Genomic DNA, 26243 nt, shown 5'->3' with positions numbered 1-26243 from the left:
AGCACCCGTTGTGCATGGCATCTCGACTCTTTCTACATTTGGAACGGCGATCGAATCGTTCACACGAAACCGGCTGAAGGTTTAATTGTCGACAGCCTGTGTTCAATTCACGATTCAATGTAGACATCCATATTTAGCCGACCGTATGATAGCCGCGGTGTGGACTCAGCGATCAAAACGGAAAAGCTATAGGAGTGACGATGTCGGATACGAAGACGGTTTACCTGGTGGCAAGCGGCGACCTTCGCCCCGATGCAAATGAGATGTGCTGGCCTGCGCAGAAGCAGTTGGAAGAGCAACTGACAAGGGCGGTGGAGCACGCAGGATGGAACGTTCAGCGGGCGCATCCTTATGTGCCGGAGAAGAAGCATGGCTTTCTGGACTCGCAACGGTACGGCATGGATGTCTTTCAGGGAATTCCGGAAGATGCCCCGCTGATCGTTGCAGAGGCCGTGTGGCAGTATACGCATCATGTGATGGCCGGGTTGACGACCCACAAGGGACCGATTTTGACGGTCGCGAACTGGAGCGGTCAGTGGCCGGGGCTGGTGGGTCTGCTGAATCTGAATGGATCGCTGACGAAGGCAGGCGTGGCGTATTCGTCACTCTGGAGCGTGGACTTTACCGATGCGTTCTTCCTGAAAGGCCTGGACGAATGGCTGAAAGACGGGACCGTGACCCATGATCGCTCCCATGTCCATGCATTTGCCGGAGCGACAGGTCGCGCCGCGGTGATCGGGCAGGCGACGGCGGCCAGGCTCAAGAAGGAGAAGGCGATTCTCGGCGTCTTCGATGAAGGCTGCATGGGAATGTTCAATGCGATTGTGCCTGACCACTTGCTGCATGCCACAGGCATCTTCAAGGAACGGCTGAGCCAGTCGGCATTGGCGTATGCGACTTCGCAGGTCGACGATGCTGACGCTCAGGCTGCGCTGGAGTGGCTGCTCGCGCGCGGAATGACATTCCATTTCGGCACGGACGAAGCGACGGAGCTGACAAGGGCGCAGGTGCTACTGCAGCTGAAGATGTATGTGGCCGCAGTGCGGATTGCGGATACATTTGGCTGCGATGCGATTGGGATTCAGTATCAGCAGGGCCTGAAGGATGTGCTGCCGGCTTCGGATCTTGTAGAGGGGCTATTGAACAATACGGAGCGGCCGCCGGTGTGGTCGGCTGACGGGACGCGCGAACTCTTCGCCGGTGTGGCGCTGCCGCACTTCAATGAGGTGGATGAGTGCGCGGGGATCGATGCGCTGGTGACCCACAGGATATGGCGCGAGATGGGTTTGCCTCCGGAAACCACACTGCACGATCTGCGGTTCGGCGAGAACTTCAATGGGGAGTTTGTGTGGGTTCTGGAGATCTCCGGGGCGGCTCCCGCGGCTCACTTTACAGGTGGTTACAAGGCAGCGAGCAGCGAGCGGCAGCCGCCCATGTACTTTCGGCTGGGTGGAGGTACGCTGAAAGGCAACAGTCATCCGGGTGAAGTGGTTTGGAGCCGCGTGTATGTGGAGAACGACACGCTGAAAGCCGATCTGGGACGGGCCACGGTTGTCGACCTCCCGCCGGAAGAGACGGCTCGGCGGTGGGCGATGACGACGCCGCAATGGCCGATGATGAGCGCAGTGCTGCACGGGGTGTCGCGCGACGCGTTGATGGCACAGCACAAGGCCAACCACATCCAGGTGGCGTACGCGCATGACGCAGCCAGCGCGGATGAGGCGATGATGGCGAAGTCCGCTTGCTTTGAGGCGATGGGCATGGCCGTGTCGTTATGCGGTGTCACGGGTAAATAGAAAAGATCGGCTTGGGACGAGGGTGCATACCCTGTGCCAAGCCGTTTTCCAATCGCTCCATGTGGAGAGGCAATCCAGCGGGCCGTCTGTCCCTCCGTCGTGCTTTCAAGCAAGTGTTTGCCGATACCATCCACTGAACCACGTGCTCAGCCTCGAGGCTTCGGCTTCGCGTTCCGTGGACATCGGGAAGGGGTAGCTCGCCTGCGTAAATTCGCGGAGGGCGCTGGTGACTTTGAGACCCCATGGCGTAGGCAGAGCACCCAACTGTTCGAGGAACTGCTCGAGCAGAGCGCGCTTGCTGGAGAAATCGCCCGTGCCGGCTGCGGCAAACAACGTCGACATCAGCTCGGGAAGTGTGCAGGCTACACCGGAGACGACGCCGTCGCAGACCTTCTCGGTGAGGGCGTCGCAGAGCGCGCCGTCGTTGCCGATGAGACGCGCGTGAGGGAGGCCTGCCGAGGTCATGGCGCGAACGATCTCGAGCGAGCCACTGGAGTCCTTGATGCCGGCAAGGTTGCGATGCTTGGCGAAGAGCGCAAGGACCGTGTCGGTAGAGAGACCTGACGTGAACTGCGGGAGATTGTAGAGCAGAATGGGGAGCTCGACGGCGTTGGCCACCGCGGAGATGTATGTTGCCAGATCGTCCTGGCGGTAGGGGAAGAAGCAGGGCATTGGGAGCAGCGTCGCGTCGGCCCCAGCGGCCTGTGCGATGCGGGCTTTGCGGACGGTGAGGCGAACGTCCCCGGCCCCGATGCCGCAGAGAATCTGGGCGCCGGGGGCATGGCTGCGGGTCGTCTTCGTGAGGAGTTCGAGGTCGGCGTCAGAGGAGAGGGTGAACTCACCTGTTGCCCCGTTGATGGCATAGCCGGTGAGGCGAGTCTTTCCAATTTCTGAGAGCTGCCTGCTATAGGAAGCGATGGCCAGTTCGCCGGCATCGCTACGAGGAGTGAGAAGAGCGGCGTACACACCACGAAAATCGATCAAAACATTCACCTTGCCAAACGCATGAAGAGAGGCCGCAGCATACGGCCTTTGAGTTGATGGGAATCACACATGCAAGACACATTCGTGTGCAACCGAGGCTGTCGTTCCGCCAATTGAAGCCACTATACACATCGTACGATCAAAATGTCGACAATTCGGATACATCAACCCAAATACTTGTACCTCGCTGGATCAGCTCTATCTCCCTTCATCCGGCGGTCTTGCGGCAATCATCGATGAAAAGGCGATGTCTGCTCTCGGCGGAATCGCCGAGCGTATGTCGACAGGTGATGCATCGTTGCACTATAACGAGTGTGCCGCGGCTTCTGTTCCGCGGATTCCGCAAAAAAGGATGACGAATGACGAACATGGCGGCCAGAGCTGAACGAGGAGCAGGGAACCCCCGGACAAAATGGTTCACGATCGGCCTGCTGTGGTTCGTCTTTCTGTTCAACTATGCGGATCGTCAGGCAATCTTTTCGCTCTTCCCGCTGATCAAGACCGAGATGGCGTTGACGGATGTGCAACTGGGCGTTCTCGGCTCGTGCTTTATGTGGATGTATGCGCTTTGTGGGCCGTTCACCGGGTGGATGACCGATCGAGTGTCACGCAAAACGCTCATCCTGGGTGCTCTGGTCTTCTGGTCGGTGGTGACGGGCGCGACAGCGTTTGCGCACACGTACCATCAGATGATCTGGTGCCGGGCTCTGGGCGGCCTTGGAGAGGCGTTCTACTTCCCCGCCGCGATGGCCATGATCAGCGACTATCACGGACCAAGGACGCGGTCGCGTGCGATGTCGCTGCACCAGACGGCTGTCTATGCGGGCAGTATTGCCGGCGGCTCCATCTCCGCGGTAGTGGGCCAGCACGGTGGGTGGCGCGCAAGCTTCCTGGTTTTCGGCGGAGGTGGCGTGGTGCTGGGACTGGTTTTGATCTTTCTGCTGCGCGAACCGGTGCGGGGGCAGTCGGAGCTGCGGGGAAATGAGCAGGCGGCAAGGAAGAAGACGTCGACCGCGCTCAAGGAGATTCTCGGGAATCGTACCGTGCTTGTTCTCATTGGGATCTTTATGGGGGCGAATTTTGTAGCCGTCGTGTTCCTGACATGGCTACCCACGTTCCTCTATCAGAAGTTCCACATGAGCCTTTCCATGGCGGGGTTGAATGCCAGCCTGTATCTGCAGGCGGCTTCTTTCCTGGGGGTACTTTGCGGGGGCGTGCTGGCAGACCGCTTCTCCAGGAGGCGCGGCGGCGGGCGGCAGCTTACGCAGGCGATCGGACTCCTGCTCGGGGCGCCGTTCCTGTTCCTTACCGGATGGACGCTCTCCGTGCCCATCCTGGTGCTGGCGATGATCGGCTTCGGCTACTTCAAGGGGTTGTACGATGCAAACATCATTGCAGGCCTGTATGACGTGGTCGCAATTGAGAATCGCGGAACGGCTGCCGGCATCGCGAACTCGCTTGGATGGCTTGGCGGGGGAATGGCACCCGTGATCATTGCGCTAGGATCCGCGCGCTTTGGAATGAGCGCCTGTATCAGCGCAACGGCAGGAATCTACCTGGTGATTGGCGCTGTGATGCTGCTGATGGCACGGCATTTGCACGGTGTACGAAGCAGGAAGACCATCGAGCAGGGCGTGGTTCCAGCCTAGAAGTTCAGGTCAGAGTAGCTCTGCTCAATGCTGCTGGCGCGGCGGTTGCGGTCGAATTCGTCGAGGCGCTCCTGCTTGCTGATCTGGATATGTTCGGCCAGACGCAGCGTTGCGAGTTCCGGATCGCGGTCGACGATGGCCTGGATGATCGCTGCATGTTGCGCGTGAATGTGCTTGAGCTTAGCGACACCATAGCCGAGGCGGCGCATCGCGAAGATGCGGATCAAAAGCCGGGTTTCGTCGACAATTTTCCGGATGCGCGGGTTGAAGGAGAAGGCCATCAAGAGCGTGTGGAAGCCGCGATCCGAGGCGACGAAGCGCGACATCTGCTCAGCGTTGAGATGCTGCTCCCCGGATGCCTGCAGCTCTTCGACCAGCGTCAGGATGCCATGGGATAGCTGTTCAAGACGCTTGAGGTCTTCCGCCGGAAGCTGCTCGCGGGTCACCTTGGCAACGACGTAAACTTCGAGCGCTTCACGGAGTTCATAGAGGTCGACAATATCTTCGCGGGTGAGGCGCACGACGACTGTACCGCGATTGGGCGTCTGCTCCAGTAGGCCTTCGGAGACAAGCTGGCTGATCGCTTCGCGCACCGGGGTGCGACTGCTGCCGAGTTCCCTCGCGAGGAGGAGTTCGGAGATGGCGCCGCCCGACGGAAGAGTTCCCTCGGCGATGCGGCTCTGAATGTACTGGTACGCCTTTTCGCGAATCGTGGACTTCGGCTTGCTCGATTTTACTTTGCCTTTAGTTCTCATTGGTTTCCGACGAGAGAGAAAGATTGCGCACAAGAAGCAGCATACACAACATGTGCGTGATTCCCGGAGAATTTGGTCAAAACATAAAGTATGCAGCATGTCGACATAAAACCGATCCGCACTTCTCGCGAAGGGAGGCGAGTCCGTTCCGGATCGTAGCGTCTGTAAGATGTTCTATTGATGTGGTTTGGAGAAAAGATTTCGACATGTGGTAGCGTTTCCGCCCTCTTCCAGATTGCGTTTTTAAAGTCTCCTGGTGTCGAATAGGAAATTTATGTATTTCATGTGTAGACAACCGATATGCGCGTGCGTATAGTTTCGTCGAGTCAAAATCCCTACCCTTTGCCGGGACGAATCTTTCAACCCCGGACGAGTGCGAAGGCGAACCATGAAAAATCGACGCAACAGCCGCTACCTCTCTGGAAAGGTCTCCCACGTGCGTATCTCACACTCACAGCACTTCCTGCGCATCATGGCGATGTTTGCCCTACTCCTGACACTTGTCTCTCCCATACAGGCGCAGGTGAACTCCACCGGAACGATCTCCGGGCGCGTCACCGATGCACAGGGTCAGGTGGTCAGCGGCGCGTCCGTGAACATCGTCGAACAGCAGACGAACGTCTCGACGAAGATCGTCACCAACAACAGCGGTTACTACTCGGCCGGCTTCCTGAAGCCGGGTTCATACTCCGTGAAGGTGACGGCACCTGGCTTTGAGGGCGCCCTAAGCAGTGGGATGACCCTGCAGGTCGGACAGACCCTCGGGCAGGACTTTACCTTGAAGGTCGGGCAGGTCACAGAGACTGTGAGTGTCACCAGTGATGCTCCGCTGCTGAATGCGGAGTCCGGCGAGCTGGGCAACGTAATTTCTCGTGAGCCGGTGGTACAGCTTCCGTTGAACGGGCGCAACTTCTCGCAACTGGCACTTCTGGTACCGGGCGTGAACTCAGGCGCGGTGGGCGGTGTGCGTGCGACGGGCAGCGGTAATGAAACGCAGCGGGCGGGTACGTCCATTACCGCCAATGGTGCTCGCGGCAGTTTCAACCTGTACATGATCAACGGCATCAATGACGTGGATCAGTCGGTCGGTACGGCGAAGGTATTCCCCAACCTGGAAGACATCCAGGAGTTCAAGGTGCAGATCGGCAACTCGGACGCGCAGTTCGCAGCGGGCGGCGCGGTGGTGAATGTCGTGACACGCTCGGGAGGCAACGCATTTCATGGTGCGGTCTTTGAATTTATTCGTAACTCGGCGCTGGATGCTCGTGGGTACTTCGACGCAGCCAAGCCACCGTTTCAGCAGAACCAGTTTGGTGCAGCGCTGGGCGGCCCTATCGTAAAGGACAAGCTGTTCTTCTTCACCGACTATCAGGGGTTGATTACGCACACCGCTCCTACGGCCATTACGAGCGTGCCAACGGCTGCCATGCGGGCAGGGAACTTCGCTGGCTTCGCAAACGTGTATGACCCCGCAACGTATGTCGCGGCAACCAAGAGCCGTACGCCGTTTGCGGGAAACCAGATCGATCCTTCGCGGTTTGACCCCGTGGCGGTGAAGCTGCTGCAGATTCTGCCGCAGGCCAACATTGCCGGCAATGCCAATAACTTCCGCTACAACAATCTGCAGGTCAATGTTCAGCATCAGTACGATGTACGCTTCGATTACGTTGCCTCTCCCAAAGACAGCATGTTTGTGCAGTACACGAACGGTCGTGCCGATGTGAGCTTTCCCAAGACTCCGGTGCTGACCGGCGGTGCCTTCAATCCGCTTGCGTTTGCCGGAGCGAACCGGAACAACCATGCGCCGTCGATGCAGGCGACTCTGCAGGAAACGCACATGTTCTCTTCGAACGTTGTCAACGAACTCGCACTCGGATTCACACGCTTCATACTGCGCGTGTCCCCGCTCGATACCGGATACAACACGTCCGCGGCGCTCGGTCTTCTGGGCGCGAATACCGCTTCAAATACCGATGGAACGGGTCTTGCCAGTCTGTCGATTTCGGGCTTCAGCGGGTACAGCGCAAGTTTCCAGCCGGAGATTGTGCCTCAGAACACGATTCAGATCTCGGATAGCCTGCTCTACAACGTTGGGGCGCATGCCTTCCGATTTGGCGCAAGCGTGGTCCACAACAACTTCGGCTTCAACCAGCTCTCCGCGCCGTCCGGCGCGCTCAGCTTCACCGGTGCCTACACGAACAATGGTTCCGGGACGGGCGGCTCGGGTTTTGCGGACTTCCTGTTAGGCATCCCAGTGAGTTCGACCAAGTCGATTCTGCCGCAGGGGACACCGTACATCAGCTACAACGAAATCGGTGCGTTTGCGCAGGATACGTGGCGCTTGACGCCCCGGTTGACGGCGGTCGTCGGAGTTCGATACGACCTGTTCACCTCGCCGATCGACCGCAAGGATCGACAGTCGAACTTCATCCCGGATGGCGGAGTCATCGCGTCGGTACCCGGCGGAACGGGAACGATTGCTCTTGCCAATCAGGGTGGGTACAGCCGCGGCATCATTCAGACCCGTAAGCTGAACTTCACCCCTCGTGTCAGCCTCGCGTACAAGTTGGGCGACAAGAATGTCATACGCTCCGCCTTCGGCGCGTACTTCTTTGATGAGCAGGGAACGGGATCGTCGGCACGCCTCTTTCTCAACTACCCCTTCGCGCAAACGTTCTCGACAACATGCGACGGCGTGAACCAGTGCCTGTCGACTTCGACGGGTATTCCGCTGACACCTTCGGCGACGAACGTGCCGACGGTGGTGTATTTCCCGCAGCGGAATCCGACTCCATATGTCTACCAGTGGAACCTGACTCTGGAACGCCAGGTGACCAACTCGCTCGTAGCGCGTGGGTCGTATGTCGGATCCATGGGCAGACACCTCGGCATCGCTTTGAACGAGGACGTCGCGATCCCGGGTCCTGGGGCCGTACTGGCTCGGCAGCCGTATGCCGCCTATTCATCGATTTCAGCATGGGAAAACCGCGGCGTGTCGAGCTACAACGCGCTGCAACTCTCGGCGGAACAGCGCCCATGGCATGGGCTGCAGTATCTCGCAGCCTACACGTGGAGCCGCAGTATGGATGAGGGATCGGGTGGCAACTCCTCTTCAGGCGAATCGCGCATCAATATTCAGAACCCACGCAATCTCTCGGCGGATTACGGCCTGTCCGACTTTGATCATCGTCACCGCTTCACGTTCAGCCCGGTATATCAGCTTCCGTTCGGTCGTGGCCGCCAGCACGCAAACCATACCAATGCTTTGGTGGACGGCGCAATCGGCGGATGGGATCTGACCGGTATCGTCACCCTGCAGAGCGGGGCTCCGTTCTCGGTGTCGATGTCGTCGAATGCTTCGGCGAATACCGGAACCTTCCTTCGGCCGAATCGCGTATGCAACGGAGCCAAACCTGCTGGTCAGCGGACGCTCGCGGCCTATTACGACATCACCTGCTTTGTGGCACCTGCACAATACTCGTTCGGCAACGCGGGTCGTAACATTCTCATCGGGCCGATGTACCAGACGATCGACGCCGGTCTTCACAAAGACTTCCACATCGAGGGCGAACTGGGCATGCAATTCCGTGCTGAGTTCTTCAACATTGCCAACACGGCAAACTTTTCGTTCCCGGGGAATAGCATCGGATCGGCAGCGGCGGGGAAGATCTCGGCGTTGGCACCCGGAGCGACGGCGCGTCAGTTGCAGTTTGCCCTTCGGTTCCACTGGTAATGTACGGGCCATACCAAAAGCTTTCAGCTCATGGAATGGCACCACCCTCAGAACCGAACCTGCAGGTGATTTTTTTGGGAGGGCGCGGCCCAAACCGTGCCTCACTTTTACAAGGAGATCGGAACGATGAAGCGTAGATCATTTCTGCAAGGGACAGCAGCCACGGTTGTCATCTCCGGAATGGGCCGGGCCGGATTACTGCATGCGATCGAGTCTGGATGGACGGAACTGAACAATGTCTCCCTGGTGTTGCCCGCTCAGCCAGCAAAGCGGGAGCAGGTCGCGGCAGAGATGATGGTCGACGAGATCATGAAGCGCTGCGGCGTGGAGTGGACGATTGGCTCGACAGGCTCGGTAAAGATCTACCTGGGAACGCGGGCTTCATGGCATAGTCTGGGAAGCATCGTGGCATCGGTGGCGGCGAAGGCCTCGAAGCTGCCTGTGGAGTCCTATGCCATTGCCAGCGGACCCGACTGGATCGCCGTTTGTGGAAGCGATGAGCGGGGACTGATCTTTGGTGCCGGTAAACTGCTGCGCCTGTGTTCGCTGGAGCGGCGTACCGTTGCCGTGAATCGGAAGGCGCTGAACCTGACGAGCTCACCGCACTACGCGATTCGCGGACATCAGTTGGGTTATCGTCCGAAGACGAACGCGTACGATGCGTGGACGGTCGAAATGTGGGACCAATACATTCGTGAGCTGGCGATCTTCGGCACCAACACAGTGGAGCTGCTGCCTCCAATCTCCGATGATCTTTCGGATAGCCCACACTTTCCGATTCATCCCAAGAAGATGTTGATCGAGATGTCGAGGATCTGCGACAAATACGGGCTGGATGTTTCGATCTGGTATCCCGCGATGGCCAGGGACTACAGCGACAAGCAAACACTGGAAGCGGAAATTCGCGATTGGGCAGACGTCATGCATGATATGCCGCGGCTGGACATCGTATTTGTTCCCGGTGGCGACCCTGGGCATACCGAGCCGAAGTATATGCTGCCGCTCCTTGAAAAGGAGAAGGCGAACCTGCGCAAGACACACCCCCAGGTGCAGATGTGGATGTCGCCGCAGTCGTTCAATGCAGAGTGGCTTGTGGAGTTCCAGACGATGGTGAACGAGCCGCACACGCAGACGTGGCTGGATGGAATTGTGTTTGGACCGCAGAACCGGAGCTCGATCGCAGAGTTGCGCAAAGCGCTTCCAGCGAAGTATCCAATCCGGTTCTATCCGGACATCACGCACAGCATCCAGTCGCAGTATTCGATGAACAACTGGGACATTGCGTATGCCTTGACGGAGGGGCGCGAGATCATCAATCCGAGGCCTGAAGCGGAGGCGGCGATTCTGCGCTCGGAGCTGAAGTACACATCGGGCTTTGTAAGCTACTCGGAAGGCTGTAACGACGATGCGAACAAGTTCCTCTGGAGCCTGCTGGCGTGGGACCCGAATATGACGGCAACCGACGCGATGCGGGACTTTGGGCGCTACTTCATCGGCGCCAAAGATGGTTCGGGCTTTGCCCAGGGGCTACTGGACCTGGAGAACAACTGGCTCGGACCGCTGGCGGCGAATGAGCTGGTGGATGTGACACTGCAGAAGTTCATGTCGATTGAGCGGAGCGCATCTCCATTCCTGCTCGAGAACTGGCGGTGGCAGCAGGCGATGTTCCGTGCATGTTGCGATGCCTATGTGCGCCAGCGTCTGCTGTTCGAGAGCGGCGAACTGGCGAAGGCGAAGAGCATACTTGGCAGGATCGAGGACATCGGATTCGCATCGGTCCCGTGGGGGATCGGAGCGGTCCCGGCGAGGGAGCCCGCGAACGGCATCGATCCGCAGAATCTAATTGAGGACGCGATGCGAACGCTGCGCGAGAGCACACTGCAGCCGGTGGCCCCGGCCCTGCGAACACGGATCGCGGAACTTGGCTACGCGCTGTTGCAGAGCATTCATCAACAGCTTGCCGTGGAGCGTTTCCAGGGAGAAGCGGTCGATCGCGGCGCGCCCCTGGATACAATCGATCATCCCGTTACGGACGGACCGTACTTCCTGAAGCAGCTCGGCGCAATCAGCAAGATCGAAGATCAGGAGGAGAAGATTGCCGCGACTCGCGCGCTGCTGGATCGCACGAATCCCGGCCCGGGCGGCTTTTATGATGAGTTGGGCAACGTGGGCAATCGGCCACACCTCGTGATCGAAGAGGTGGAAGGCGATTTCGATTTCCGGAGGTCACCGCATGTGGGAACCAGCTATCCCGATCACTATGGGGCGAATGCACCGATGGCGTGGAAGCACTGGGCGGAGAGCTTATACGAGGCCCCGTTAAAGATGCACTACAAGGGACTCGATCCGGATGTGGAGTATGTCCTGCAGGTGGTGATTTCCGGCGATTCGCGCGGCGTGAAGACGAAGTTGATGGCGAACGATGCGCTTGAGATTCATCCACTGCAGTTGCGTCCATGGCCTCCCGCTCCGCAGACGTTTGCGGTGCCGCGTGCCGCGACAGCAGGTGGCGAACTCCGGTTGACGTGGACGCGCGAAACGGGACTCGGCGGCAATGGCCGCGGATGCCAGTTGGCGGAAGTGATGCTGAAGCCTGTCCCGAAGAAAGGAGACTGACCGATGGCGGAGGAGTACATGGCTGCAGTACACCCGGCGTCTCCCGATACATGGAGCGTAGTCCGTGAGCGATTGAAGGCGGGCGAGTATGTCATCGGTATGACGGTAACTTCGAACAACCTTGAGACCGCGGCATATGCTGCCACGCTGGGCTTTCACTTTCTTTGGGCTGAGATGGAGCATTCCTCCTTGTCGTTGGAATCGCTGCGGAACATGGTGATGGCAACACGTGGGCTTCCGGCGCCCGTCTTTGCGCGGGTGCCGTGGGCCGAAGTGTGGATGGCGAAGCGGGTGCTGGACCAGGGAGTGCAGGGCGTTATCTTCCCGTTTGTGTCGACGCCGGAACGTGCTACGGTTGCGGCCCAGGGATGCCACTACCCACCGTTTGGACGGAGAGGATCCGGAGCTGGGCTGGCGGTCTCAACGTGGCCGGCAATGGGGAATTATTATGACTCCGCCGACGCGAACGTACTCGTCGTGTGCGTGATTGAAGAGGCTGCGGGAGTGGACGCGATTGAGGAGATTGCTGCGACCCCGGGTGTGGATGTGATCTTTATCGGGGTCAGCGACCTATCGTTCTCGCTCGGTCTGCGCGGACGCCAGGATGAGCCTCTGCTCGATGAGGCAATCGCAAAAATTGTCGCGGCCGCCAAGCGGCATGGGAAATGGCTTGGCCGTCCAGCCGGGAGTGCGGCGGATGTAAAGCGTTTTCATGCCGACGGGTTTCAGTTCTTTCAGTCTGTGACGGAGCTTGGCCTGATGAAGCTTGGAGCCCAGCATCTGCTTGAGCCACTGGGCATCAAAGACAAGCCGCGCGAGCAGAGCACGTTCTACTAAAGATGAGTCAGAATAAGAAAAACAAGCGCGGCTCCATAGGGGCCGCGCTCTTATGCTTGGGAAGCGGATGGGGGAAGCGATGAAGATTGTGGTGCTGGATGGGTACACGCTGAATCCCGGGGATAACCCGTGGAGCGCCTTGGAAGCCTTTGGGGATGTATCGATCTTCGAGCGCTCGACCACTGCGGAGATTCTGTCTCGCGCTTCGCATGCCGATGTGGTGTTGACGAATAAAGCAGCTCTACCTGCCGGGGTCATCGAAAGCCTGCCGAAACTGAAGTTCGTCTCCGTGATGGCGACGGGGTACAACGTGGTGGATGTCGCTGCGGCCAGGGCGCGGGGCATCGTGGTATCGAACGTCCCGGACTATGGGACCAACACCGTGGCGCAGTATGTCATGGCGCTTCTGCTGGAACTGTGCCATCATGTGGGCGATCATGCGAACGCAGTGCGCGACGCCGCGTGGACGAACTGCGTGGACTGGACCTTCTGCCGAACGCCACAGATTGAGCTGTATGGCAAGACGATGGGGATTGTCGGTTTCGGACGCATCGGGCGGCGTGTGGCGGCACTCGCGGAAGCGTTTGGAATGCGCGTCATCTATAACAGCCGCCGCGCATATGAGGATGTCCCGCAGGGGTATCGCGTGCTGGAGAATTTATTTGCGGAGGCGGATGTCGTTTCGCTGCACTGCGGGCTGACGACCGAGAACGATGGCATGGTAAATTCCCATTTGCTCGCCCGAATGAAGCCGTCGGCATTCCTGATCAATACGGCGCGTGGACGCTTGGTGAACGAAGGCGACCTGGCCTCCGCCCTGGCGAAGGGGGTGCTGGCGGGTGCGGCGGTGGATGTATTGTCGAGCGAGCCTCCGTCAGCAGACAATCCTCTGCTCTCGGCAAAGAATTGTTTGGTGACGCCTCATATCGCGTGGGCAGCACTTGAAGCACGGCAACGAATTATGCAGACAACGGTGGAGAACGTACGGGCATTCCTTGATGGCGCGCCCATGAATGTTGTGTCTTAGCACAACGGACAATTCATTTCTGCTGCATTCGCTCTACATGGAAATCGATACCATTTCGGGCGTGGTCCACGATGCATCCTGTTGCGCAGCCTCGTCAAGAAGAGCGAAGAAGACGATGCTGCCTTTCTCGACCACGACGGCAGAAGAAAAGTGCGCTTCAGTATTTTCTTGACATTGGCAAAATGACACAGCTACAGTCCGATTGTCATGTTTGGAATCGATACCAATTCAAGCCGCCCATCTCTCTCGACCGTACGCCGCACCTCTCCGGTGCGTGCCTTCACTGCGGAGCATTGGAAGGAGCGTCCCCTCCTTTTTCTCCGCCCCGTATTGGCTGTGGGCCTATTCAGTGTGCTCGCATGTACCGCTTCTCTTGCGCAGAATGCAACAACGCCGGCTCCAACGGTGTGGGCACCTGAAGCGTCGCAGCTCCGGCTGCACATGATTGGCAATGCGCATGTGGACGCCCCATGGCTATGGCCTTTGTCCGAGGCGACGGCGGTTGTGCACAGCACCTTCCGTTCTGCGCTGGAGCGCATGAAGGAAGATCCCGATCTGACGATGACCACCAGTTCCTCGCAGTTCTATGAATGGGTGGAGACGACGGATCCAGCCATGCTGGCTGAGATCAAGGCGCATGTGAAGTCCGGACGCTGGGATGTCGTTGGCGGATGGTGGGTTGAGCCGGATGTGAATGTACCGAATGGAGAATCGCTGATCCGTCAGGGACTCTACGGGCAGCGTACGCTCGAGCGCATCTTCGGACGCCACGCGAACGTCGGCTATAACCCTGACTCCTTCGGCCACAACGGCAATATGCCGCAGATCCTCAAACTGGAGGAGATGCCGTATTACGTCTTCATGCGGCCTAACGCGCTTGAAAAGCCGGCTATTACGCAGAACCTGTTTCAGTGGCAGGGCATCGACGGAACGCGTGCGCTCACCTATCGGATTCCACTTTACTACCACGAGAATGCCGATGTTCACGTCCACATGGTCCCGACGGTAAAGGCAGTCTCAGGACAGCCGCAGTATACCTTCATGGAGTTCTTCGGAATTGGCGATCACGGCGGCGGACCCACGAAGGCCAACATGCAATCCATCCGCCAGGTCCAGAAGGAGCCGGGTGCCCCTCATATCTTCTATTCCACTCCTGACAAGTATTTTGCGGAGGTCAAGCCGAAGCTGCCTGCGGATATCCAGGTGTTCATCGGCGATCTACAGCATCATTCTGTGGGGACCTACACCGCTGGTTCCCAGATCAAGAAGTTGAACCGCTCAACGGAGGCTGCACTCCAAACGGCGGAGAAGTTTGCTGCGCTGGGCGCAGTCTCTTGGGGAGCGCCGTATCCGAAGAATGACTTTACTACAGCCTGGAAGCGCGTCCTGCTACTGCAGTTCCATGACAGCATGGCCGCAACCACAATTCCGGAGCATGAAGATACTGCGCGCGATGGTTACGGTCGCGCACGCGACATCGCGACAGACGCGCTCTATGCCTCGGTCCAGCGTCTGGCGTGGCAGGTCCCAACGACGGATCCGGACTCGCAGTACCTCGTTGTCTTCAATCCCCATGCGTGGCCTGCGAAGCTGAATGTGGAATACGATCTCGGTTGGAAAGATCAAACTCCCACACGCGTGGAAGACGAAACCGGCAAGGCGGTGTCATTCCAGTGGATTCCAGCAACGTCAGTCATCAACGGCCGTCAGCGGTTGGTGGCTGCCGTGGATATGCCGCCGATGGGCTACCGTCAGTTGCGGATACGCAAGCCTTCTGCGGGAGATACTCCTGCCGCAGTCAAGGCACCCAGGGTCACGGAGAACACATTGGAGAACGAGCATCTCCGTCTTACCGTGACATCTACCGGTACCATCAACCTGTTCGACAAAGATGCGAATCGTGAAGTCTTCGCCGATGCCGACAAAGGTCTTCGTGCCGTTGTCATGGACGATAACAACGATACCTGGGCCCACCAGGCGCATGTCTACGACAAGGAAGTGGGTTCCTTTTCGCGGACGGACCTCCGCATCCTTGAGAGTGGTCCGCTTCGTTCGCTGCTGCGAGAGACGCTAACCTATAACAATTCCACGCTTCGGCTGGATTGGATTCTGTATGCGGGCTCGCGCAATGTAGAGGTACGCGCAACGCTCGATTGGCACGAGCATCTGAAGCTGCTCGCGTTTTCCTTTCCGGTCAATGTGTCGACCCCAGACGCAACCTACGAAACGGCCTACGGCGCCATTCACCGCGACAATCGCGGTGAGGAAGATCCCGGGCAGCGCTGGATCGATGTTTCAGGGCAGGCCGATGGTAAACCGTATGGCTTTACCGTGATCAATGATGCGAAGTATGGCTACAGCGTGCATGGAAATGATCTACGTGTCTCCATCGCTCGCTCTGCGGTCTATGCAAACCATGAACCTCGCCAGTTGCTTCCCGGAACGGACTATACCTGGATGGATCAGGGAGAGCAGACCTTCCGCATGCTGCTGGTGCCGCATAGTGGTTCGTGGCAGCAGGCCGGTGTGGTCCGCGCCGCAGAGGAACTGGTGACAGAGACACCGATCATGTACCAAGGCATTCATCCCGGTACGCGTCCCGGTGCGGCAAGCTTCCTCTCGGTCGACGCGTCTGACATTGTGGTGGAGGCGGTGAAGCAGTCTGAAGATGGCGAAGATCTCATCGTGCGATCGTACGAGACGGACGGTCACGCCTCGCACGCGACCCTGCAATTTCCCGCACTGAGGAAGAGTTGGAGCGGAGACTACCACCCGTACGAGATCAAGACTCTCCGTATCAATCCACACACTGGAACGATGAAAGAGGTTGACGCGCTTGAGCGGTGAAGCTGGACACCTACGCGCACACACCCATACCCAGCAAACCTCTAAGACCGGTTTGCTGGGTATCGACATCGGAGGGACCAAAACCGCCATCGTCCTTTCCAGGTCTGCTCCAAACGTGCTCTGGCGTGGGGAGTTTGAAACCCTGCCCACTTTGGGTGCGGATCATGCGTTGGAGAAAATTGTGACTCTGGCCCGCTGTGGGGTGGCGCAGACCGGCTGCACGCCAACGGCAATTGGCGTGAGTTGTGGAGGTCCTCTTGACCGCGTGCGCGGCATCATTCAGCGACCACCGAACCTTCCCACATGGGGTGACATCCCCATCAAGGACATCCTGCAACAGAAGTTTGGCGTGCCATGTTTCGTGGAGAATGATGCGAATGCTGGAGCGGTTGCAGAGAATCAGTTCGGCGCAGGGAAGGGCTGCCGGCATATGGTGTTTCTCACCATGGGCACAGGACTTGGCGCAGGTCTCATTCTGAACGGACGCATCTTTCATGGCGCGAACGCCATGGCAGGAGAGATTGGACACGTGCGGCTCAGCGATTCCGGACCGATGGGTTATGGCAAAGCCGGGTCAGTCGAGGGTTGGGCCTCCGGCGGCGGGATGGCGCAACACGCGGCCTGGTCCGTTCAGGAGGCGTTGCAGGCCGGACAGTTCACCATGTTGACGGCATCACTCCCGTACGTGACGGCTCGCGACGTCGGACAGGCTCTGCTTGCTGGCGATGCTGTTGCGGCGCAGATCGTACATCGTACGGGCCGGCGGTTGGGGGAAGTCCTAGCCATCCTTGTGGATGTTCTCAATCCCCACCGCATCGTGATTGGCGGACTGGCGCTACGGTTAGGTGACGCGCTGTTGGAACCGGCACGTCAGCGGATGAGAGAAGAAGCGCTCGCCGACGCGGCCGCGGTCTGTGAGATTGTTCCAGCAGCGCTTGGGGAACGCATTGGCGATGTGGCGGCGCTCTGTGTAGCCATGGGTCTGCATGCCGATCCGGACGAAGCATAACGCTAACTTGAAAGTTGAATGAGTGAGCGTCCGCTCAGCATGCTGCCGAGCGAACGCATGCAACGGGACGGCGGCTATCTGGAACTCTCGAGACGCTGCTGCAACTGTTCCAGGGTTGCCCCCTTGGTTTCAGGATAGACAAACAACACCACCAGGAATTGCAATGCGCACATGGCCGCGAAGAAGTAGAACGGCGTCGCCCGTGAGTAGTGAACCACCACCCATGGAAACAGCCCACTCACAATGGCATTCATCACCCAATGCGAGCCGCTGCCAAGACTCTGCCCCTTGGAACGAACCAGCGTGGGAAAGACCTCGGCAATGTAAACCCAGATGACCGCTCCCTGTGAGAGCGCGAAAAAGCCAATGAACGTCACAAGAAGCCACACAATCCATGTAGGATGCGTGCCGGCGCGGAATAGAAGCGCCACTCCGAGAAGGCAGAAAAATGTTCCAACGGAGCCGATCAGAAGAAGCGTCTTGCGCCCCAGTCGATCGATGAGCGTCATGGCGATCAGGGTTGCAACAAGGTTCGAAAGTCCGATGAAGATGGATTGCGAGAAAGTCGAGACACGACTGAGGCCCGCGGCAGCGAAGATGTCATTGGCGTAGTAAAGGATCGCATTGATGCCGGAGAGCTGATTGAACAGTCCGATGCTGACGGCCAGAAAAATCGGCAGTCGCAGCGAGCGGGTGAAGAGTGGGGCAGCCGCCTCCTGTCGCTCGTGCAGGATGGACGAGCGGATATCCTGCAACTCTCGCTCAGGGTTGCTGGATCCCATCTGCCGGATGACGCTCAGCGCGTCCTCCAGGCTGTTCTGCGTGATGAGGAAGCGTGAACTCTGCGGGATCGTGAAGAGCATGCCAAAGAAAAGCAATGCCGGTACGAGCGCAACGCCAAGCTCCCACCGCCACTCCGTTGCGCCGAGATTGAGCGTAGCGATGTACCAGTTTGAGACGTACGCCACAAGGATGCCAATGACAATGTTGATCTGGAAGGCGCCGACGAGACGCCCCCGCCACTCCGCAGGCGCGAGTTCCGCGATATAAACAGGTCCCAGAACGCTGGAGCCGCCGATAGCCACTCCCCCAATGAAACGCGCAATCATCAACGCTGGCCAACTCCACGCGAAGGCACAACCCAATGCGGACATAACATAGAGCACGGCCAGCACGCGCAGCACGTTGCGTCCACCAAAACGCTGTCCCACCGGGCCGGCAACTATACATCCCAGCACTGTACCCCACAGTGCGATGGAGACGGTGAGTCCCAGAGTCTCCGGTGTGAGATGAAAGACTTGCTGCAATTGACCGGTGGTTCCCGAGATCACGACCGTATCGAAGCCGAAGAGCAAACCGCCAAGCGCACCCACGACGGTGCTTCGTAAAAGTTTTCCGGTAATCTGCACAAAAACGTCTCCATTTCACTCATTCTGGAATTGATTCCAATTGTGGAGGAACAGTGTAGCGCTCCCATCACGCGTCTAGCTAGACTCCCTTCGACATGTTGTTTTATTGGCTGTCTTGTTGTGTGCCTTTCACGTGCCATCTGTCGCTGCTGCGCGAGGGATAGACGAGACGCAAGGTATTGATGGAGTAAGGGCTCGCATTGAAGCCGACTTCATTGCCGTGCAGAACCACCTGCGCGCTGGAGTCGGCAACGGGCTGTTCCATCAGGCTCACCTCTGCTGCGTGTGTGGCACCGGCAGGCACGGTGATCTTTGCGTGTGTCGTTTCGCCGGCCCATTCGTAAAAACGAAGGATCAGGCTGTCATCGTCTTCGCTCTTCTTGACGGCTGTCACCACAAGGTTGTGAGCCGCGATGCCAACGAGGGAATGACTCGCTGGCAGATCGCCGGTATGTGAATCGGTTTGCCAAGCTTGCATCGGGTAGTTGAACTCGTACCCACGCAGTACTGTCTCTGCCTGCTTCCATGAACCGGCATGCGGATAAAGCGAGTAACTGAAGTGGTGATGACCGCGATCGGCCGTGGGATCGGGATAGAGAGGAGCCCGCAGCATCGTCAAGCGAAGCGTGTTGCCAAGTGCGTCGTAGCCATACTTGGCGTCGTTGATCAGGCTGAAGCCGTGCTCGCTATTACCCAGGTCTGCCCAGCGCTGTGCAGGCACTTCAAAGCGTGCCGCATCGATGGAGTTATTGCGAGTCGTAGGACGTTCAATGCTGCCGTATGGAATCTCGTAGGTCGCCGCCGCGCTGCTTGCGGTAAGCGGAAAGCTGGCTTTGAGCAGGACATGGGTTTCGTGCCAGTCGATGTCGTTCACCACATCGACATGCGGCGTATTGGCGTAAAGAGTCATGTCCTGTACGAAGGTGGATTGGCTCCAGTGACGCGTGATGCGAATCACCTCACGCACCGGACCGTGTTCAATCGTCTCGATGCTGGTGAGTTGGGTGATGTCGGTTTCCTGTGTGCTGTAACCCTTATCGATGTTCCATGCATCTTCCACGCGGATGCTGTCAAGATTGGCTTCGGTGAGGCTGCGACCAGTGTCGACGAACGTCTCCAGCTTGTTTCCGCATTGCCCCGGAGCGATGCTTTCGAACTTCGCATCCTTGCGATAGAGGCTCGTGATGCAGCCCGTCTTGGGATCAAGCGTAACGCGCAGCAGCCCGTTCTCGAGCGTCGTGCCATGCACGGTCAGATCGCTTGCAACCTCGCGCCTACCCGGAACCGCGTGCAACACGGCATATCCAATCGCAGGCACACTCTTTGGTTTCAGCAGCAGGTGATAGGTATTCGTTGACGTATCGTGCGAGAGCACCTGCATCGGCACAGGTTGACCGCTGGCATCCAGTACGGCTATGCCGTTCGGGGTGGCGTACGGCATCTGTACCGCGGCAGTGACTGTGTCGGAACGATCCCAGCTCATGCTGTTCCAGACAATGATGGGAACCCCCGGCTGCTTAGCGGTGTTGATATGGCTTTGCAATGCGCGGAGTGCGTTGCCGGTAGCCTCGTTGGCAATGTGGTGCGCTTCCTCGTAATCGTGCTGCGCATCTTTGTACGCCCCTGCGATTGCAGTTCCGGAAGCAACATCGTGGAATTCGTTGAACGCCTTTTTCTTCCATGCCTGCGTCAAGGAATCCCCCGGATAGCTGAGGCCGCTGAGCCATGCAAGCGAGGAATACTTCTCCGCATCAAGCAGCCACTGGTCGCTGTGACGCATATTCGCCTTCTGTGTGCCCTGGGTGGTGTAGGTGCCACGATGGTGTTCGAGATAGATTTCGTCATTCCACACGGGCAGGCCGATCTTGCCTGAAACTGGTGTCGGAAGCTGAGTGCCGCCTGTGGCTAGTGTCTTGTAGTTCCACACGGGTAGGCCGGTAGTGGCGATGTGAGCGATCATGTCGTCAAAGAAAGCCTGTGACGTACGGAACTCCACGCGCGGATAGATACGGTTTGGGTTGGACCAGTTGACGCCATTCTGGACGGCCGTGCGACCATCGTAGAGATTGAGACGCCCAAGGCTGGGACCATAAACGTGCATGAGCTCCTGCTGGCCAGGATTGAGCTTAGTGGCAACGGCAACATCGTGTGCCATCTCGGTCACTTCCGTATCCTGCACGATATCGTGGGGGAAGTAGGAAAGTACGCGGCTGCCATCCGGCGACTGCCACCAGAAGAGTTTGAGAGGAAGCTGATTGGTGTCGTTGTAACGAAGCTTCTGCGTCACAAAGTAGTCGATGCCGGATTTCTTATAGATCTGGGGGAGCTGCCAGTTGTAGCCGAAGGAGTCGACGTTCCATCCAATCTTGACGTCGTAGTTGAATTTCTTTTGAAAGTAATGCTTGCCCAGCAAAAGCTGACGAACTTGTGACTCGCCGTCGGTCATGTTCAGGTCGGGTTCCACCCACATCCCTCCTACAGGTTCCCATCGCCCTTCTTTCACCCGCTTTTGAATCTCGGCAAAGAGAGCGGGGAACTTCTGTTCCATCCACTCGTAGTACTGCGCACTGGATTGCGAGAAGATGAACTGCGGATACTCATGCATCATCTCAATCGCATTGGCGAAGGTGAGGTGGACCTGGTCGACACCCTCCGAGGCAGTCCACAGCCACGCTGCGTCGATATGCGCGTCGCCCGTGAGTTGAATCAAGAACTTCTTGAGGAGCGGCTGGAGTGGCTCCAGTGCCTGTTGTGCCCTCATCAACGAAGCATCGAAGGCAGCCTGATCGTTGCGGTCGAGCGCGCCGAGGTTCACAGAAGCAGCCGCAGCATCGAGAAGCTTCTCCTGCACGGCGCGTTGATCGGGATCGGCAATGAGAGACGGAAGAATCTGCGCGGCGGAGGTAAGCTCAGCGGCAAGCGCAGTAGGGTCAGGACGGCTGGCCTGGAAGTTGACACGGACGAAGGCGCCTTCGAAGTGTTTGATCTCCGTGGTAGGAGGCATCTTCACCGCGATCAGAATCTTGTCGCCGGGCTTCGCGTTATCGATCAGCGCACGCGGTCCAATGTATGTACCCTCGGCGTCGAGCTTGCCGTTGTAGTAGATCATCTCGTACAGATAGCCGCGTCCCGGGCCATTGCCTCCGACGTCAACTTTGAGGGTGATGCGTGTACCGGTGAGGTCATACCCATGGAGGGTCTTCGGGACCTCCATCCAGCGGCGCAGCCAGATCTCGTCCTTTGGTGCGGTGAAGGGGAGGTGGACGGTCTTCCACTGGGAGGTGTCGAGGTCAGGGCGTTCGCCATGTTCGAGAAAGCCCTCATGATATTGCCAGTCGCTCGCGTCAAGCGCGGCAAACGAGGAAAGGCGCTGAACAACGGATTGTCCCTGGGGTGAGAACTGATAGGGTGCCTGTGCGAACTGGGGCGCGGTGAAAGTGGCAAGGGACGCGAAGAAGACAAGAAGGCGCGGCGTGAAATGCATGTCGGAAGATCCACCTATTGCTTGGGTTCAAGTTGAATCATGGGGCTGCTCTCCATCAACGGTGATTGCCATGATGCACTCACCATCCTTGGAATGGCAAAGGGGCGGAGAAGCCATCGGCCCTCACCGCCCTCTCGTTACGGGATGTTGGCTTGAGGACTAGAACTCAGCCTTCAGCGAGAACTGGACGAACCGCGGCAGATTGCTCTGATCGCTTACACCCAGGATCTTTCCAAAGTTCGCGCTGTTCACGTCTGAAGTCGGGCCGTTGAAGAACTGCGCCGAGTTGAATGCGTTGATGAAATCCGTCCGGAAGATCGTATGCACCCGGTCGGTAATGGGAATGTTCCTGGACACCGAGATATCCGCGTTATGCACACCTGGCAGACGAACGCTGGATAAGCGCGTCTTCCACGTCTGTAACTGATAGGCCTGCCGGACTGTCCAGACGGGTGTATCGCCGGCCTGGCAATACTGCGTTGCTCCGCTTGCCAACTGGGTGCAGTTGTTGAACCACCGGGCAAGGGTCGGATGGGCCAATGCGGGATTGCCCGTGGGAACGGAGTTCGTGCTATTGGTCAGGTCGAGCGGCATACCTGCCTGCAGACGCACCAGGGAACTGACATCCCATCCGCTGATCGCCCAGCGAACCGGGGCTGCGAGATGCGATCCAAAAGCACGACCCCTGCCGAATGGGAGCTGCCAGAGAAGGCTGATCTGCATGTTGCGCGGGATGTCCCACGCCGCGATGACCTTCTGCAAGCTGGTGTCTTGCGGGTTGGAGTAGAGCTTCTGATCCAACTGCTTGGACATCGTGTATTGCACCGTGAAGTCCAGGCCGTAGGACAAGCGCTTTTGCAGAACGAACTGGCCGGAGTTGTAACTGGAGGAACCGATCGGCATGAACATCTCATTGATGCCGCTGGTCCCCGTGATCGTGCCAACCAGGAACTGCGGATAAGGAGCCAGAAGCTGCTGCCTCTGCACAGTTGCATTGTTCAGCGCCGTTCCGGGGAGCAGACCGGCGAACGGATTCGCCACGCTTTGTGTCAAGTAGGTCGCGCCGTACCCAACCGCGCTCAAAGGAACCGCGTTGATCTGGTGCGAGACAGGCAGACGTCCGAAGCGGCTTCCAACATACGACAAGGTCAACAGAAAATCCTTCGGGAACTGATGCTGAATGCCAAAGGAAAACTGTTGCACCGTCGGAGCTTTCCCATTGGGATCTGCAAACGAGAAGCTCTGCCCCAGGTACGTCTTCAGACCATTGGCGGCATACGATGGCGACTGCACGCTGCTGTTCGGGAACGGATCGCTCAGCGTGTTATACGGAACACCGGACTGCACTGACGTCACCATGTTGGTCGTATAGCTGAAGCCAGGTGCCTCTCCGGGATCGTTCAAAGCCTGCCCATAAAGAAGCCCGTACCCACCATGCAACACAGTGCTGCGATCGATTTGATACGAAACGCCAACCCGCGGCCCCAGATTCCCAAATCTCTGATTCGTGATGCCGCGCTGCTGGCCATTCACACCGGCAAATTGCAGCCCACCATAGAGCGTCTGTCCTGTCACGGCCAGAGGATTTACGATGCTCGGATTGAAGGTTGCCAATCCGTTGAACCTGTCGGTAATGGTTCCCAGGTAGTCCCAGCGAATGCCCAGATTCACCGTCAGGTTCTTCCTGAGACGAACGTCGTCCTGAAGAAACAGAGAGATCATCTTCATCTGACGCGTCGGAAAGCTGTTCTTGTCGATCGAGCCCGTCTGGGGTGTGCCAAGCAGAAAAGACGCGAGGGCATTGCCGGAGGTCGAGCTGACGGCCAGAGGATTGGCACCGGTAAATTGCTGGTCGAATGCAAATTTTCCTGAGCTGTTGCCCGGGCTCTGCACGTTGTTGCGCAGCAAGCGAAGGTCGATGCCCGCAGTCAGATTGTTCGTCCCCGCAGACTTCGCAACGGACGATCCAACGGTGTAGTTATAGCTCGTCGTGGTGGCTGCCGGCACCGCGCCTGCTCCGTTGTAGTTGGCCCAGGTAAACTGCGGGAAGACGTCTGCTGACTGTGTTGCATAGTCCGATGCGAAACCAAGTGCTGCGGGACCGGTACTGGTGTCTTGTGAGGGAATGCTCGCGGTCTTATAGCGTTCAAGACCAACGCGCGCACTCAGCACGGTCGTTGGGTTCAGAATGCGCGTAACCTGCACCGTCCCATTATGATTCTCACGCGTGAAAGGATTGTTTGAGGTTGTATCGGCGGCATTCAACGTGGAATTCGTCGAATAACGAAAGCCACGCGCCTCCTGCAGCGCATTGCGAGAGTAACGCCCGAAGACGCGTGTCGCCGGGTTGATGGCATAGTCGACGCGAATCGTATTCTCCGGGAAGAAATCCGTAAACTTGCGATTGCTCGGGCCATTCGTCAGATTGTTCAGCCCGGTAATGGGAACATTCTTCACGTTGCCTGAAGGAAGCATCGCCAGAACTTTCAAGGCAATAGGACTCATTCCATAGGTAAGGTTCTTCAGGTTGTTGCCCGGAACCGGTTTGCGCTGCAGCACGCCGCTCGCATTGGTGAACGTGGAATATGGGTCATAGATGACCTGTAGACTGCCATCCGCGTTATAAGTCTGGGAGAAGTCCCCTACCTTCTGAAGATCCGTCGGTACGGAAACGACAAAGGGATCCGGGATCACCTGCCGAAGGTCTTCATACGTGTACATAGCAAACAGCTTGTTCGTGATGATCGGGCCGCTGATGCTGAAGCCGAAGGTGTTCAGGTGCGATGAGGCGCGCGGCGTACCCGTGTATTTGTTGTTGAAAGAGTTGGCATTCAGAAGCGTGTTCTGCAAGTACTCCCAGGCAGAACCATGAAACTGGTTGGTCCCGCTCTTGGTCAGCATGTTGATAACACCGCCCAGCGTCCAGCCGTATGCGGCATCGTAGTTCGTGGTTTGTACTCGCACCTCGCTCGTGGCTTCCTGCGTCGGGATAAACGAGGCCGTGGATGCATTCTGGAGGGAACTCATACCATCCACCAGAATTTCATTCGTGGCATTGGGCGATCCGTTGATCGAAGTGCCGGAGGTGCCTGCGGTGTCGAAGGCACGCAGTCGCGTATCGGAAGAGGTGACAATGACGCCGGGAACGGAAAAAACGGCCGAGATCGGGTTGTGGCCCTGCGTCGGTAGAGCCAGAAGCTTCTCCTGGCCCAGTTCCATGGATTGCGTGGCCGTCTCGGTTTCAAGTTGTACCGCTGCTGCCGTCACCGTTACATGTTCATTCACACTGCCAACAGTAAGAGTGAAGTCGAGTGTTGCGTGTTGTGCCACCTCGAACTGAACCCCATTCCGGATGCTCGTCGCAAACGAGGGCTGCTGCACTGTAATGGAGTACTGGCCAGGATCGAGAGAACTGACGTGATAGTACCCATCCGGGCCGGACACGCTGATCGTGGAGACGCCCGTCTGTACATTGCGAATAGTGATTTTGGCGGACGGCAAGACAGCCCCTGCGCTGTCCGTGACCTGTCCATCGAGAGTCGCCTGTGTTCCCTGGGCAAGAAGGGGAACGGTACAAACGAAGAGGAGTGACGCTAGACCGGGAAGGGCCCACCTACGAAAATTCATTGCAACCTCCAGTAAAGTTTTGCGAGTACGAAGTTGGTCCAAAGAGAGCTGTGGCAACGGATGTCGAGAGCTTGATCTTCGAGTGTGAGAGGCCGGCTCCCTTGCAACGAGCGGGTCGTCTTCAGGGAACAGCGAACGTGCCGCTGCCTTCGCGACAGGCTTCCACGCGACCGTTCGGTAGGACGTGCATTTTCCGGGAGAGAGTGTTCGGCAGGAAGAAACTGCGGCGATAGGCAGGATGTATGGAACGCGGAAGTGCATGCGGGCTGACCTCAGAAGCGGCATTCTTGAAGCCGTGGTTCTATTTTGGAATCGATACCAATATTGGGCGTGTTCCACGATGCGCCCCTTGGTGCGTGCATGTCAAGAAAAATTGGCAGAGAAATTTGCCACTGCACCGGATAGCCCCCAACCCACGTCTTCGCTTAACAGGCAGAAACGTCGGCGACTGTTCCGTGCGGCATTGCCGG

The 26243-nt window shown here is 58.0% G+C and carries 13 protein-coding genes; 8 read left to right on the top strand and 5 right to left on the bottom strand.

What is annotated here, in order from left to right; genetic code table 11:
• The first annotated feature begins 200 nt into the window (after nucleotides 1-200).
• Nucleotides 201-1796: a fucose isomerase gene (locus BM400_RS01140; protein WP_089835832.1), complete on the top strand. Its 1596-nt coding sequence runs from the start codon at nucleotides 201-203 to the stop codon at nucleotides 1794-1796.
• 105 nt (nucleotides 1797-1901) lie between these two features.
• On the opposite strand, the gene BM400_RS01135 is transcribed toward BM400_RS01140, so the two are convergent.
• Nucleotides 1902-2780 (bottom strand): dihydrodipicolinate synthase family protein, encoded by an 879-nt coding sequence (locus BM400_RS01135; protein WP_175528806.1) that lies wholly within the window; start codon nucleotides 2778-2780, stop codon nucleotides 1902-1904.
• A 359-nt stretch (nucleotides 2781-3139) separates the two neighbouring features.
• On the opposite strand from BM400_RS01135, the gene BM400_RS01130 reads away from it, so the two are divergent.
• Nucleotides 3140-4429, top strand: coding sequence for an MFS transporter (locus BM400_RS01130; RefSeq protein ID WP_217644058.1), 1290 nt, complete (start codon nucleotides 3140-3142; stop codon nucleotides 4427-4429).
• Here the strand turns inward: BM400_RS01130 and BM400_RS01125 are convergent.
• The gene (locus tag BM400_RS01125) at nucleotides 4426-5184 is read right to left on the bottom strand and encodes a GntR family transcriptional regulator (RefSeq protein WP_089835829.1); all 759 of its coding nucleotides are present in this window, start codon (nucleotides 5182-5184) and stop codon (nucleotides 4426-4428) included. The genes BM400_RS01130 and BM400_RS01125 overlap by 4 nt on opposite strands.
• 388 nt (nucleotides 5185-5572) lie before the next feature.
• On the opposite strand from BM400_RS01125, the gene BM400_RS01120 reads away from it, so the two are divergent.
• From BM400_RS01120 to BM400_RS01095, 6 genes are all read left to right on the top strand, one after another.
• Nucleotides 5573-8917, top strand: a complete 3345-nt coding sequence (locus tag BM400_RS01120) for a TonB-dependent receptor (RefSeq protein ID WP_089835827.1) — start codon at nucleotides 5573-5575, stop codon at nucleotides 8915-8917.
• A gap of 126 nt (nucleotides 8918-9043) precedes the next feature.
• Entirely contained in the window at nucleotides 9044-11533 is a 2490-nt protein-coding gene (locus tag BM400_RS01115; protein ID WP_141223766.1) for a hypothetical protein, read from the top strand.
• A gap of 18 nt (nucleotides 11534-11551) precedes the next feature.
• The gene (locus BM400_RS01110) at nucleotides 11552-12370 is read left to right on the top strand and encodes an HpcH/HpaI aldolase family protein (RefSeq protein WP_089841351.1); all 819 of its coding nucleotides are present in this window, start codon (nucleotides 11552-11554) and stop codon (nucleotides 12368-12370) included.
• 67 nt (nucleotides 12371-12437) lie between these two features.
• Nucleotides 12438-13397, top strand: coding sequence for a D-2-hydroxyacid dehydrogenase (locus tag BM400_RS01105; protein WP_217644057.1), 960 nt, complete (start codon nucleotides 12438-12440; stop codon nucleotides 13395-13397).
• Between the two features lie 207 nt (nucleotides 13398-13604).
• Nucleotides 13605-16244 (top strand): alpha-mannosidase, encoded by a 2640-nt coding sequence (locus tag BM400_RS01100; protein WP_089835823.1) that lies wholly within the window; start codon nucleotides 13605-13607, stop codon nucleotides 16242-16244.
• Nucleotides 16225-17253 carry an ROK family protein gene (locus BM400_RS01095; RefSeq protein ID WP_217644056.1) on the top strand — a complete coding sequence of 343 codons (1029 nt, stop codon included), beginning with the start codon at nucleotides 16225-16227 and terminating at the stop codon, nucleotides 17251-17253. The genes BM400_RS01100 and BM400_RS01095 overlap by 20 nt, the downstream gene beginning before the upstream one ends.
• Before the next feature lie 74 nt (nucleotides 17254-17327).
• Here the strand turns inward: BM400_RS01095 and BM400_RS01090 are convergent, their stop codons facing one another.
• From BM400_RS01090 to BM400_RS01080, 3 genes are all read right to left on the bottom strand, one after another.
• Nucleotides 17328-18662, bottom strand: coding sequence for a sugar porter family MFS transporter (locus BM400_RS01090; protein ID WP_089835819.1), 1335 nt, complete (start codon nucleotides 18660-18662; stop codon nucleotides 17328-17330).
• Nucleotides 18663-18765: 103 nt separating this feature from the next.
• Complete coding sequence (locus BM400_RS01085; protein WP_089835817.1) at nucleotides 18766-22146, bottom strand: alpha-mannosidase; 3381 nt, start codon at nucleotides 22144-22146, stop codon at nucleotides 18766-18768.
• Between the two features lie 159 nt (nucleotides 22147-22305).
• Nucleotides 22306-25773 (bottom strand): outer membrane beta-barrel protein, encoded by a 3468-nt coding sequence (locus tag BM400_RS01080; RefSeq protein WP_175528805.1) that lies wholly within the window; start codon nucleotides 25771-25773, stop codon nucleotides 22306-22308.
• Between the last annotated feature and the right edge of the window lie 470 nt (nucleotides 25774-26243).

Origin of the sequence: Granulicella pectinivorans (assembly GCF_900114625.1) — a bacterium.
Lineage (GTDB): Bacteria > Acidobacteriota > Terriglobia > Terriglobales > Acidobacteriaceae > Edaphobacter > Edaphobacter pectinivorans.
The sequence above is the reverse complement of the archived record's forward strand: the minus strand, read 5'-3'. Positions and strand labels throughout refer to the sequence as shown.

Coding starts and splice junctions, on each gene's coding strand:
- BM400_RS01140 (WP_089835832.1), top strand. CDS start 201: ATGTCGGATACGAAGACGGTTTACCTGGTGGCAAGCGGCGACCTTCGC.
- BM400_RS01130 (WP_217644058.1), top strand. CDS start 3,140: ATGACGAACATGGCGGCCAGAGCTGAACGAGGAGCAGGGAACCCCCGG.
- BM400_RS01125 (WP_089835829.1), bottom strand. CDS start 5,184: ATGAGAACTAAAGGCAAAGTAAAATCGAGCAAGCCGAAGTCCACGATT.
- BM400_RS01120 (WP_089835827.1), top strand. CDS start 5,573: ATGAAAAATCGACGCAACAGCCGCTACCTCTCTGGAAAGGTCTCCCAC.
- BM400_RS01115 (WP_141223766.1), top strand. CDS start 9,044: ATGAAGCGTAGATCATTTCTGCAAGGGACAGCAGCCACGGTTGTCATC.
- BM400_RS01110 (WP_089841351.1), top strand. CDS start 11,552: ATGGCTGCAGTACACCCGGCGTCTCCCGATACATGGAGCGTAGTCCGT.
- BM400_RS01105 (WP_217644057.1), top strand. CDS start 12,438: ATGGGGGAAGCGATGAAGATTGTGGTGCTGGATGGGTACACGCTGAAT.
- BM400_RS01100 (WP_089835823.1), top strand. CDS start 13,605: ATGTTTGGAATCGATACCAATTCAAGCCGCCCATCTCTCTCGACCGTA.
- BM400_RS01085 (WP_089835817.1), bottom strand. CDS start 22,146: ATGCATTTCACGCCGCGCCTTCTTGTCTTCTTCGCGTCCCTTGCCACT.
- BM400_RS01080 (WP_175528805.1), bottom strand. CDS start 25,773: ATGAATTTTCGTAGGTGGGCCCTTCCCGGTCTAGCGTCACTCCTCTTC.